This window comes from Cupriavidus sp. 291-E7, assembly GCF_057798835.1.
This window is the reverse complement of record NZ_JBYOJV010000008.1, coordinates 113,890-125,584: the sequence shown is the minus strand read 5'-3', so window position 1 is coordinate 125,584 and position 11,695 is coordinate 113,890. Positions and strand designations below refer to the sequence as shown.

Sequence of the window (11,695 nt, the reverse complement as noted above, 5' to 3'; positions counted from 1 at the left end):
AGCTCCCTCCACGCCGTATGGACGAAAAAAAACCTGCTTGCGCAGGTTTTTTAAAGTTTGGCGGAGCGGACGGGGCTCGAACCCGCGACCCCCGGCGTGACAGGCCGGTATTCTAACCAACTGAACTACCGCTCCGTTTTCGGCTGTTACCCGGAATTTCCGGACAACTGCTGGGCGTCTGATTACGCCCGGCTGTTTTGGCGTCCCCTAGGGGATTCGAACCCCTGTACTCACCGTGAAAGGGTGATGTCCTAGGCCTCTAGACGAAGGGGACAGAAATCTGTTGCAAGCAACGCTTTCCGTCGATTGCTGCGAAGTCCGGCATTCTACCAGAACTTTCGCAACTTGAAGCAACTTTTTTACTGCATCAGCGCTTCACAAATCCTGGTGGAGCTAAGCGGGATCGAACCGCTGACCTCTTGCATGCCATGCAAGCGCTCTCCCAGCTGAGCTATAGCCCCTTAATACTTTCTGTACTGCTTATAATCGCATCAACTTGCGAAGTTGCGACCATATTTGATTTTTCGAAGCTGACAAAATTCGCTTCGGGTAAATCGTGAAGTGATTATCAGATAATCACCTCTCACCCAAATAAAAACCCGCTTGGTTTCACCCAAGCGGGCTTAGTCTGGCGGAGCGGACGGGGCTCGAACCCGCGACCCCCGGCGTGACAGGCCGGTATTCTAACCAACTGAACTACCGCTCCATTGTCGGTTGCTACCCGAAGCTTCGCTCCGGACAGCCAACTGGACGTCTGATTACGTCCAATATCTGGCGTCCCCTAGGGGATTCGAACCCCTGTACTCACCGTGAAAGGGTGATGTCCTAGGCCTCTAGACGAAGGGGACAGAAACTTTGGTGGAGCTAAGCGGGATCGAACCGCTGACCTCTTGCATGCCATGCAAGCGCTCTCCCAGCTGAGCTATAGCCCCAGAGTTACTGCCATTTACCACTACTTGCCACCAGATTTACTGCTTTCTGGCGAAGCGGCGATTATAAATCAATCACTGCGTTTTGCAAGTCCCTTTTTTCAGTCTTTTGACTGATCCGCTTGACTTGCGTCGCGCAGCAGGGAGAACGAGATTATGCTGAAGTCCCGGCCGGAGCGCAAGCCCCCGCCGAGATTTTTCTGCACATTTTTATGCGGCAGCCAGGCGGCGCAGCACCGTGTCTCGGCCGAACAGTTCCAGCACCGCATCGATGCTCGGCGTCTGCAGTTGTCCCGCCACGAGCAAGCGCACCGGCATGGCCAACTTGGGCATCTTCAGACCGAACTCGGCCAGCACCGCCTTGAACGTTGCGCTGATGGCCTCGCGCTTCCATTCGGTCAGCGCAGCCAGTTGCGTCGCCAGCGACTGCAACGCCGGACGGATCTCATCGGTCAGGTGCTCGGCGCGCAAGGCGGCGTCGGCCTGCGGCTCCCCGCGATAGAACAACAGCGCCGTCTGCGCCACTTCCTTGAGCGTGTTCGCGCGGTCCTTGACCAGCGCCACCACACCAGCCAGGTCAGCCCCCTCCACCTTGCCACCGAGCGCCTCAATAAACGGACGCGTCAGGTCGGCCAGGCGAGCATTGTCACCAGTCTTGATGTAGTGGTTGTTCAGCCAGGCGAGTTTTTCCGGGTTGTACTGCGCCGGAGACTTGCCCAGATGGTCGAGGTCGAACCATTCGACGAACTGTTCGCGCGTGAAGATCTCGGCGTCGCCATGCGACCAGCCCAGACGCGCCAGATAGTTCAGCACGGCCTCGGGCAGATAGCCTTCCTCACGGTAGCCGGTCACGGCCATCGCACCGTGACGCTTGCTCATCTTCTCGCCCTGCTCGTTCAGCACCGTCGGCAGGTGGGCGTAGACGGGCACGTCACCACCCAGCGCGCGAATGATATTGATCTGGCGCGGCGTGTTGTTGACGTGATCGTCGCCGCGAATCACGTGCGTGATCTTCATGTCGAGATCGTCGATCACCACGCAGAAGTTGTACGTCGGCGTGCCGTCCGGGCGAGCGATCACCAGGTCATCCAACTCGTCGTTGGAAATCTCAATGCGACCCTTCACCGCGTCATCCCAAACCACGCTGCCGCCGAGCGGATTCCTGAAACGCACCACGGGCTGCACGCCAGCGGGCGGCTCAGGCAGAACCTTGCCCGGCTCCGGACGCCAGAAACCGTTGTAGCGCGGCTTCTCGCCGGCGGCGCGCTGGGCTTCGCGCAGCGCATCCAGTTCCTCGGTGCTCATGTAGCAGTGGTAGGCCATGCCGTTATCGAGCATCTGGCGCACCACCTCGCGATAGCGGTCCATGCGCTGCATCTGGTAGAACGGGCCCTCGTCGATATCGAGGTCCAGCCAAGCCATGCTTTCCAGGATCACGTCGACGGCCTCTTCGGACGAACGCTCGACGTCGGTATCCTCGATACGCAGGATGAAGTCGCCCTTCATACGGCGGGCAAAAGCCCACGGGTAGAGAGCAGAGCGAATATTGCCAAGGTGGATAAAGCCGGTCGGGCTCGGCGCGAAGCGGGTGCGGACGCGTTGTGTCATGGTCGGGAGAAACAAAAAAGCCCACGCACGGATGCGCGCAGGCCGGATTTCGTTGAACGCTGCATTATACGCCCTGCCCGATTCCAGTCCGGCCACGGAATCATTTATGCTTGCCACCGGTCTGAACCAGGGCCAAGCGACAGGTCATCTGTTACGCGCCCTTCCGATGCCCGGCGCATCACTTCCGTATGAGTTTCCACCCTTGATGCAACGACGACACTTCTTGGGCGCCTCGGCCGCAATGCTGCTGGCCGCCTGCTCTTTCGGCCCGAAACCGGCGCCGACCACACCGCCCATCGCCACGGTACCGCCTGTGGCAACGCCGCCGCGCCCCGTGCGTATCGGGCTTGCGCTCGGCGGCGGTGCCGCGCGCGGCTTTGCCCATATCGGCGTGATCAAGGCACTTGAGGCGCAAGGCATCCACGTCGACATCGTTACTGGCACGAGCGCGGGCTCGGTTGTGGCCGCGCTCTATGCCACGGGCATGGACGGATTCCAGCTCAACAAGCTGGCGCTGACGATGGATGAAGCGGCAATCGCCGATTGGGCCCTGCCCTTCGGCACGAAATTCGGCGGCTGGCTCAAGGGCGAGGCACTGCAGAACTACGTGAACCGTCTGGTCAAGAACCGCCCGATCGAAGCCATGAAACTGCCGCTGGGCATCGTCGCCACGGACCTGAAAACCGGCGAACGCATCGTCTTCCGGCGCGGCAACACCGGCCAGGCGGTTCGTGCATCGAGCAGCGTGCCCGGCGTGTTCCAGCCGGTCTCGATTGCCGGCCACGACTATGTGGATGGCGGTCTGGTTGAACCAGTACCGGTCGATGCGGCGCGCGAGATGGGCGCCGATTTCGTGATCGCCGTGAATATCTCGGCGGACCCGTCGAACCAGAAGAACAACGGGCAGAGCGGTGTGTTGCTGCAGACCACGGCCATCATGGGTCAGTCGATCAACCGGATGGCACTGGCACGTGCCGACGTGGTGATCCGGCCCGACCTGCCCGATATGGGCGGCAGCGACTTTGCCTCGCGCAACCGCGCCATCCTGGCCGGCGAGCAAGCCACCTCGGCAGTGATCGGCACGTTGCGCGAAAAACTTGCAGCGGCGCGGCTGCGGCCCGCTGCCGCCGGCACCGTTGCCACGCAATAGCGCCGCACACAAAACGCAAGGCGCCAACCGTTGTCACGCCAGATGACAGAAATCGTCACTGGCATGACAGAGGATGTCACCCTTTAGTGGGGTATTTGTATTAAGACAAAGGCTCTGCATCGGCCCGCCAGAAATAAAAAAGGACTGCCTGAGCAGTCCTTTTTTGTTCGACGCGGCCAGCGGACGGGACGTCAACCACCCAGCATCGTACGGCCCTGGGCATTCGGATCAAAACGCTTGAGCGTCTCGATCATGCTGCCCGTGTTTTCGACCGAACCCTTGGCCGAATCGTCGATGCGGCGGGCGCCGTTGTAGCGCGTCACCCAGTACGACGCACGCATGTCGTCGACGCGGATCTTGCTGCCGGTGGACGGCGCGTGCACGAACTTGTTGTCGCCGATATAAATACCGACGTGCGAGAACGTGTGGCGCATCGTGTTGAAGAACACAAGATCGCCCGGACGCAGTTCGTTGACCGCCACGGTGGTGCCCACCTGGCTCATTTCGACGGACCGGCGCGGCAACATGAAGCCGAAGGTGTCGTTGAACACGTAGCGGACAAAGCCGCTGCAGTCCAGACCCGACTCGGGGCTGTTACCGCCAAAGCGATAACGCACACCAATCAGGCCCAACGCGTTCATGACCAGGTCGCCAGCCTTGCTGGCAACGTTGCTGGTGGAGTTCATCACCGACGACAGCAAGCCGCGCTTGCCTTCCGGATGCGCGTCCGTGCTATCCACACGGGCTTCGATCCGGGCGTCGGGGTCCTTGAACACCGTATCCGCCAGCACTCCATTCGACACAGTCGCACCGCAGGCAATGGCAATTCCGATAGCGGCGCGCGCCAGGGAATGAAGTACCGTTTGCATTGGTTCTCCTGATGATCGGACAAATCTGACCGGCAAATCAGACAAAGCCGGACAGCGTGAAAACATCAGGGCGGAACGTACGCAAGAAGTACGCCAGCAAGACTGCACCAGCCGCGTGCAACATCGGCCTTCCCCAAGGCCTGCATGCGGCGGACGAACCACCCCCGACAAAACTCATCGCGGGATAGTAAAGTACGCACCCTTGACGTGTCAAAGATGGTTACAACTTTCCCGCAAATCTCTAGTAAATCAACGAACTAGAGTAAAAAACGTATTCTGTTTCTCGGATTCCTTATAAAGAATCCGTGTTACCACTACGTGACAAAGCGCGTTGCAATGCACATCACTCAGGCCGCCCCCAACTGGGCTGCGGCCATCAGTTTTCTTGTATACGGATGCTGCGGCGCGCCGAGAACCGTTTCTGTCTCGCCCGATTCCACCACTTCACCGTTTTTCATCACGATGACTCGGTGCGCCATCGCACGAATCACGGCCAAATCGTGGCTGATGAACAGATAGCTGAGGTTGTACTTGTGCTGCAGTTGCGAAAGCAGCGCCAGCACCTGCTGCTGGATCGATACATCAAGTGCAGAAGTCGGCTCATCAAGTACCAGTACCTGCGGCTTGAGAATTAGCACGCGCGCGATGGCAATGCGCTGGCGCTGCCCGCCCGAGAACTCGTGCGGATATCGTCCCAGCGCCGTGCGGTCGAGCCCTACTTCGCGCAACGCCTCGATCACTCGCTCGCGCATCGACTCCTTCGACAGGCCGGGCTGATGCAAGGCCAGCCCTTCTCCCACGATCTGCTCGATCGTCATGCGTGGCGACAGCGAACCGAATGGGTCCTGGAACACCACCTGCATACGCTTGCGTAGCGCGCTGCGCTCCTTCTGCGAGCAGGTATCGAAGCTGCGGCCCAGGAACTGGATCGCCCCGCCGCTCTTGCGCTGCAAGGCCAGCACCGTGTGGGCCAGCGTCGTCTTGCCCGAGCCCGATTCGCCCACGATACCGACTGTCTCGCCCTCGCGCAGCTGCAGCGTGACGTCCTTGACCGCGGCAAACGCTTCCTTGCCAAACCAGCCGGCAATGCCAGCGCGCTTTTTCTGGTAGTTGACGCACAGCGCGTCGGTTTCCAGCAGCACCGGCGCCAGCGGCACCAGCGGCAGCACTTCGCGCTTTGGCCGGCTGTCGATCAGCTTGCGCGTGTACGGGTGGCGCGGATTGGCGAAGACTTCGGCCGTTTCACCGGTCTCCACCAACACGCCTTTCTCCATCACGCCCACGCGCTGCGCGAACGCGCGCACCATGTTCAGGTCGTGCGTGATCAGCATCACGGTCATGCCGAACTCGGCCTGCAGGCTGCGCAGCAGGTCAAGGATCTGCGCGCGGATGGTGACATCGAGCGCCGTGGTCGGCTCGTCCGCCAGCAGCAGCTTCGGACGGCAGGCCAGCGCCATAGCGATCATCGCGCGCTGGCGCTGCCCGCCCGACAACTGGTGCGGAAAACTGTTGAAGCGGTTGGCCGCGTCGCTGATGCCGGTACGTTCCAGCAGCGCAATTGCGCGGTCTCGCGCCGCTCGGCGATCCAGGTCCTCGTGCAGCGCCAGCGTCTCCACGATCTGATTGCCGATCGTGTAGAGCGGATTCAGCGCCGTCATCGGTTCCTGGAAGATCATCGCGATTTCCGATCCACGGATGCGACGCATCTCACGGTCGGACACCTGCAGCAGATCCTTGCCTTCGAAGCGGATCGCGCCGTGGTAGTGCGCATCTTCCACCAGCCGCAGCATGGCCAGCGCGGTCACCGTCTTGCCGGAGCCGGACTCACCCACCAGCGCGTAGCGCTCGCCGGCGCGCAAATCGAAACTCACGTCCCGCACGGCGCGCGTGGCGTGCTCGCCCTCGCCAAACGTGACGGACAGGTGATCCAGGCACATCAGCTTGGTGCCCGGCTCGGGCACGGCCACCGGGTCCGGGAAAACAGGCGCGACAGAAGTCATCGGGGTCGCGGAACTCATGGCGTAGCCTCCGCTGCGGTGCCACCGGCAGGCACCTTCGGTTCCACGCGGCCGCGCAGCTGGGCCAGGCCCAGGCGCGTATCGAATGCGTCCCGCAGCGCATCCCCCATGAACGTCAGCAGCAGCAGCGTCACCACCAGCACCGCAAACGTCGACAGCGAGATCCACCATGCGTCGAGATTGCCCTTGCCCTGCGCCAGCAGCTCGCCCAGGCTCGGTGTGGTCGGCGGCACGCCCAGACCCAGAAAATCGAGGCTGGTCAACGCCAGGATGGCGGCGCTCATGCGGAATGGCAGGAACGTGATAACCGGCGTCAGGCTGTTGGGCAGGATGTGGCGCCACATGATCTGCACGTTCGACAAACCCAGCGCCCGCGCGGCCTTCACATAGTCCAGCGAGCGGTTGCGATAGAACTCCGCCCGTACATAGTCGGACAGCCCCATCCAGCCGAACAGCGACAGCAGGATGATCAGCAGCGCCAGGCTCGGCTCGAAAATCGACGCAAAGATAATCAGCAGATAAAGCTCGGGCATCGAACTCCAGATCTCGATCGCGCGTTGCGAAATCAGATCGAAGCGGCCGCCGAAGAAGCCCATCAGGGCGCCGGTCAGCGTACCGACCAGCACGCCGATGATCGTCAACGCCAGCCCGAACAGTACCGATACGCGGAATCCGTACAGCAGGCGCGCCAGCACATCGCGGCCGCGGTCGTCAGTGCCAAGCCAGTTGTCGGCCGACGGCGGCGCCGGATTCGGCTCCTTGGCGAAGTAGTTGATCGAATCGTAGGAATAGCGATTGGGCGGAAACACCGCGAAATTGCCGTGCGTGGTGATCCGGTCGCGGATGAACGGGTCCAGGTAATCCGTGCGCGTGGGGAAGTCGCCGTCGAACGTGGTTTCCGGATAAGACTTGACGATCGGGAAGTAGTACTCGCCCTTGTATTTCACCACCAGAGGACGGTCGCTCGACAACAGCTCGGCGCCCATGCTCAACACGAACATGATCACGAACAGGACCAGGCTCCAGTAGCCCAGACGATTGCGGCGGAAGCGCTGCCACGCACGCTGGCGCGGCGACAACGAGTGCGGCAGGCCGTTGCCGGCAACCGCGTGTTTGGGGCCGAATTTCATCGGTGCATCCCCTCGAAATGAATGCGCGGATCCACCATGACGTAGCAGACGTCCGAAATCAGGCGCGTCACCAGCCCGATCAGCGTGAACAGGTAAAGCGTACCGAGCACCACGGGATAGTCGCGGCGCAGCACGGCTTCATAGGACAGCAGGCCCAGGCCATCGAGCGAAAACAGCGTCTCGATCAGCAGGGACCCAGTGAAGAAGGCGCCGATGAAAGCGGCCGGAAAACCCGTGACCAGCGGGATCAGGGCGTTACGGAACACGTGCTTCCACAGCACGCGGCGCTCCGACAACCCCTTGGCGCGCGCGGTCAGCACGTACTGCTTCCGGATTTCTTCCAGGAACGCGTTCTTGGTCAGCATCGTCACCACGGCAAAGCTGCCCACCACCGACGCGGTGATCGGTAGCACCAGGTGCCACAGGTAATCCATCACCTTGCCCATCAGCGAGAGCTGGTCCCAGTCGTCGGAGGTCAGGCCGCGCAGCGGAAACCATTGCACGAACGTCCCGCCGCCAAACAGCACCAGCAGCAGCACGCCCAGCACGAAGCCCGGAATGGCATATCCCACCAGCACGATCATGCTGCTGATCACGTCGAATCGGCTGCCCGCCCGGATCGCCTTGGAGATGCCGAGCGGCACCGATATCAGATAAGTCAGGAAAAACGTCCAGAGCCCGAGGCTGATCGACACAGGCATCTTCGACTTGACCAGTTCCCAGACGCTGCGGTGCTGGAAGTAGCTCTGCCCCAGGTCGAACTGGGCAAAGCGCTTGAGCATCATGAAGTAGCGTTCGAGCGGCGGCTTGTCGAACCCGTAAAGCGCCTGGATTTCCTTGATCTTCTCGGGGTCCACGCCGCGCCGGCCACGGTATTCGGCGCCGCCGCCGCTGGCTTCGGTTGCGCCGCCACGGCCCTTCATCTCAAGCATCATCTGCTCGACCGGGCCGCCCGGCACAAACTGGATCACAACGAAAGTAAGCGTCACCACCCCGACCAGCGTCGGGATCATCAGCAGGATGCGCTTCAGCAGATAGGCAAGCATTGGCCGTCCGATTGGGGGATGACTGGATTACTGGGTTTTTGGCGCCAGATCGCGGCGCCACCAGCTAGAAAGAATCCAGCCTTCCGCGGTGTAGTAGTACGGCAGGCGCGTTGGATACCCCAACTCCCTGCGGTACGACACACGGTGAAAAGCACTGTACCAGTTTGGCACGATGTAGTAGCCGTGCATCAGCACGCGGTCCAGCGCGCGGCCGGCCGTTATCAGTTCCTCGCGGGAATCCGCATGCAGCACGGCGTCGACCAGCTTGTCCACGGCCGGCGACTTCAGGCCGAACAGGTTGTCCGACCCCGGCATGGCGGCGGCTTCAGCGGAAAAACGGTCGCGCAGCTCGTTGCCCGGACTCTGCGAATCCGGAAAACGTATCGACACCATGTCGAAGTCGAAGTCTTCCAGGCGCTTCTGGTACAGGGCAAAGTCGGTGGTGCGCTGGTGCACCGAAATGCCGAGCTTTTCCAGGTTTCGCACGTAGGCCGTAATGACACGGCTCATGGCGCCGCCATCGTCCAGGAACTCGAACACCATCGGCTCGCCCTTGGCGTTGCGCAAGGCGCCGTCATCGTAGGTCCAGCCAGCCTGCGCCAACAGGCGGCGCGCCTCGCGGAGATTGTCTCGCAGCGAACGCGGCGGATTCGTGCTCGGCTGCACCACATCGGCGCCGAACACTTCAGCTGGCAGTTCGCCACGCAGCGGCTCCAGCAGCTTCAGCTCGGCCACGCCGGGCTTGCCGTCGAACGTGGTGCTGGCGGCCAGCTCGCTGTTCGAGAACCAGCTGTCCAGGCGCTTGTAGGCGCCATAGAACAACTGGCGATTCAGCCACTCGAAGTCCAGCGCAAGGATCAGGGCCTGGCGCACGCGCACGTCCTGGAACATTGGCTTGCGCATGTTCATCACGAACCCTTGCATGCCTGCGCCGTTGCGGTGCGGAAACTCGGTCTTGATCAGGTCACCGTCGCGGAACTTCGTGCCGACATAGCTTTTCGCCCAGTTCTTCGAACGGTATTCGACGATCGCATCGAACTCGCCCGCCTTGTACGCTTCCAGCTTGGCGGTCTCGTCCTTATACAACCGATAAACGACGCGCCCGAAATTGAAGGTGCCGCGCCGCACATTCAGGTTCTTGCCCCAGTAGTTGGGGTCACGCTGGAACACAATGCCCCGGCCTGCGTCGTAGCGCTCGATCTTGTACGGACCGCTGGTGATGGGTTCTTCGAAGGTCAGTTTCTCGAACGGCACCTTGGCCGTCCATTTCTTCGAGAACACCGGCAACTGGCCCACGATCAGCGGCAATTCGGCGTTGCGCTGCTTGAAATCGAACCGGATGGACCGTTCGCCGGTCACCATCACGGCTTTCACGTCCGTGCACATGCTGCGATAGCCGGGGCTCGCGGCCTTGCTCATCAGCATGTCATAGGAATACTTGACGTCCGCGGCCAGCACGGGATCACCGTTGACAAAGCGGGCCTCGGGGCGGATATGGAACGTGACCGAAAGCTGGTCGGGCGCCACGGTCACGTCGTCGGCCAGCAGGCCGTAGGCGCTGGCGCTCTCGTCGGCGCTGCTGATCAGCAGCGTTTCGAACATCAGCGAGGTCAGGCCCGGCGCGGACGTGCCCTTCAGCGTGAACGGGTTGAATTTGTCAAAGCTGGTGCGGCGATCGGGGTTGGCCAGTGTCAAAGTGCCGCCCATCGGGGCGTTCGCATTGACATAGTCGAAATTCGAAAAATTCGCCGGATACTTGAGATCGCCATGCAGCGCAAACCCGTGCGCGCAGAACCCCAATGAGGGAAAACCCGAAGCCAGCACGAACGACAGTGCCAGCGCCCATTGCACCACCGCGCGTCGACGGAAGCACTGCCCTGCCGCCAGACGCGGCCAACGTGCATGAATCAGCATCCGGTTGCAGACCTCCACAATGCCCGAGACAGCCCGGCGGCTTGTGGCCGGGCGAAGTTGTGCGACAATTTTACATGCGTTCGGGTGGCGGCCAGCCATCCGGACATTCCCTTTACGCGGCGCAACAAACTGCGGGCAATCATTCCCGCCGTGCACCGGACACGGGCCGGTGCACGAAACATGCCCGTCCTCACAAAACGATTTGGAGAATCTATGGGATTTCTGGCAGGTAAGCGGATCCTGATCACGGGCTTGCTTTCGAACCGTTCCATCGCCTACGGCATCGCCTCGGCGTGCAAGCGCGAAGGCGCCGAGCTGGCCTTCACATACGTAGGCGAGCGTTTCAAGGACCGCATCGCGGACTTCGCCAAGGAATTCGGTTCCGACATGATCTATGAATGCGACGTGGGCAGCGACGAACAGATCGCCGCCACTTTCGCCGCATTGGGGCAACGCTGGGAAAAATTCGACGGCCTGGTGCATTCGATCGGTTTCGCGCCGCGCGAAGCCATCGCCGGAGACTTCCTGGACGGCCTGTCGCGCGAAGGTTTCCGCATCGCCCATGACATTTCGGCCTACAGCTTCCCGGCACTGGCCAAGGCCGCCATGCCGCTGCTCAACGACAAGGCTTCGCTGCTGACGCTGACGTACCTGGGCGCCGAGCGCGTGGTGCCGAACTACAACACGATGGGCCTGGCCAAGGCATCGCTGGAAGCCAGCGTGCGTTACCTGGCGTCGGCGGTAGGCCCCAAGGGCATGCGCGCCAACGGCATCTCCGCCGGGCCGATCAAGACGCTGGCTGCCTCGGGCATCAAGGACTTCGGCCGCCTGCTCAAGCATTTCGAGGACGTGGCCCCGATGCGCCGCAATGTGACGATCGAGGAAGTCGGCAACGTCGCCGCGTTCCTGCTGTCGGACCTGGCCAGTGGCGTGACCGGTGAGATCACCTACGTCGATGGCGGCTACAACATCGTCGGCACCGCCGTCGAAGACTAAACCGCTCCCGCATCGCCTCGAAAAAGCGCCCCAGC

8 protein-coding genes and 6 tRNA genes are annotated in these 11,695 nt (G+C 61.6%); 2 read left to right on the top strand and 12 right to left on the bottom strand.

Annotation, left to right across the window (positions count from 1 at the left end; all coding sequences use genetic code 11):
- Positions 1-58: 58 nt before the first annotated feature.
- The 7 genes from AC3FLX_RS15930 to gltX form a co-directional block, all read right to left on the bottom strand.
- A tRNA-Asp gene (locus tag AC3FLX_RS15930) sits at positions 59-135 on the bottom strand.
- A gap of 63 nt (positions 136-198) precedes the next feature.
- Positions 199-274, bottom strand: a tRNA-Glu gene (locus tag AC3FLX_RS15925).
- A gap of 111 nt (positions 275-385) precedes the next feature.
- Positions 386-461, bottom strand: a tRNA-Ala gene (locus AC3FLX_RS15920).
- A 168-nt stretch (positions 462-629) separates the two neighbouring features.
- Positions 630-706, bottom strand: a tRNA-Asp gene (locus AC3FLX_RS15915).
- A 66-nt stretch (positions 707-772) separates the two neighbouring features.
- Positions 773-848 (bottom strand) — tRNA-Glu (locus AC3FLX_RS15910).
- Positions 849-856: 8 nt separating this feature from the next.
- Positions 857-932 (bottom strand) — tRNA-Ala (locus tag AC3FLX_RS15905).
- A 207-nt stretch (positions 933-1,139) separates the two neighbouring features.
- Positions 1,140-2,537: a glutamate--tRNA ligase gene (gltX, locus tag AC3FLX_RS15900; protein WP_488698058.1), complete on the bottom strand. Its 1,398-nt coding sequence runs from the start codon at positions 2,535-2,537 to the stop codon at positions 1,140-1,142.
- Positions 2,538-2,742: 205 nt separating this feature from the next.
- Here gltX and AC3FLX_RS15895 point away from each other — a divergent pair, with 205 nt between their 5' ends.
- Complete coding sequence (locus tag AC3FLX_RS15895; RefSeq protein WP_488698056.1) at positions 2,743-3,687, top strand: patatin-like phospholipase family protein; 945 nt, start codon at positions 2,743-2,745, stop codon at positions 3,685-3,687.
- A 191-nt stretch (positions 3,688-3,878) separates the two neighbouring features.
- Here AC3FLX_RS15895 and AC3FLX_RS15890 read toward each other — a convergent pair whose 3' ends face one another.
- From AC3FLX_RS15890 to AC3FLX_RS15870, 5 genes are all read right to left on the bottom strand, one after another.
- Positions 3,879-4,556 (bottom strand): C40 family peptidase, encoded by a 678-nt coding sequence (locus AC3FLX_RS15890; RefSeq protein WP_488698054.1) that lies wholly within the window; start codon positions 4,554-4,556, stop codon positions 3,879-3,881.
- Positions 4,557-4,903: 347 nt separating this feature from the next.
- Positions 4,904-6,556 (bottom strand): ABC transporter ATP-binding protein, encoded by a 1,653-nt coding sequence (locus tag AC3FLX_RS15885; protein ID WP_488698366.1) that lies wholly within the window; start codon positions 6,554-6,556, stop codon positions 4,904-4,906.
- Positions 6,557-6,570: 14 nt separating this feature from the next.
- On the bottom strand, positions 6,571-7,704 hold the full coding sequence (locus tag AC3FLX_RS15880) for an ABC transporter permease (RefSeq protein ID WP_488698052.1): 1,134 nt from the start codon (positions 7,702-7,704) through the stop codon (positions 6,571-6,573).
- Positions 7,701-8,750: a microcin C ABC transporter permease YejB gene (locus AC3FLX_RS15875; RefSeq protein ID WP_488698050.1), complete on the bottom strand. Its 1,050-nt coding sequence runs from the start codon at positions 8,748-8,750 to the stop codon at positions 7,701-7,703. Before AC3FLX_RS15875 ends, AC3FLX_RS15880 begins: the two co-directional genes overlap by 4 nt.
- 27 nt (positions 8,751-8,777) lie before the next feature.
- Complete coding sequence (locus AC3FLX_RS15870) at positions 8,778-10,664, bottom strand: extracellular solute-binding protein (protein WP_488698048.1); 1,887 nt, start codon at positions 10,662-10,664, stop codon at positions 8,778-8,780.
- A 213-nt stretch (positions 10,665-10,877) separates the two neighbouring features.
- Between AC3FLX_RS15870 and fabI the strand changes: the two genes are divergently transcribed.
- Positions 10,878-11,660, top strand: a complete 783-nt coding sequence (fabI, locus tag AC3FLX_RS15865) for an enoyl-ACP reductase FabI (protein ID WP_488698046.1) — start codon at positions 10,878-10,880, stop codon at positions 11,658-11,660.
- Positions 11,661-11,695: the final 35 nt, after the last annotated feature.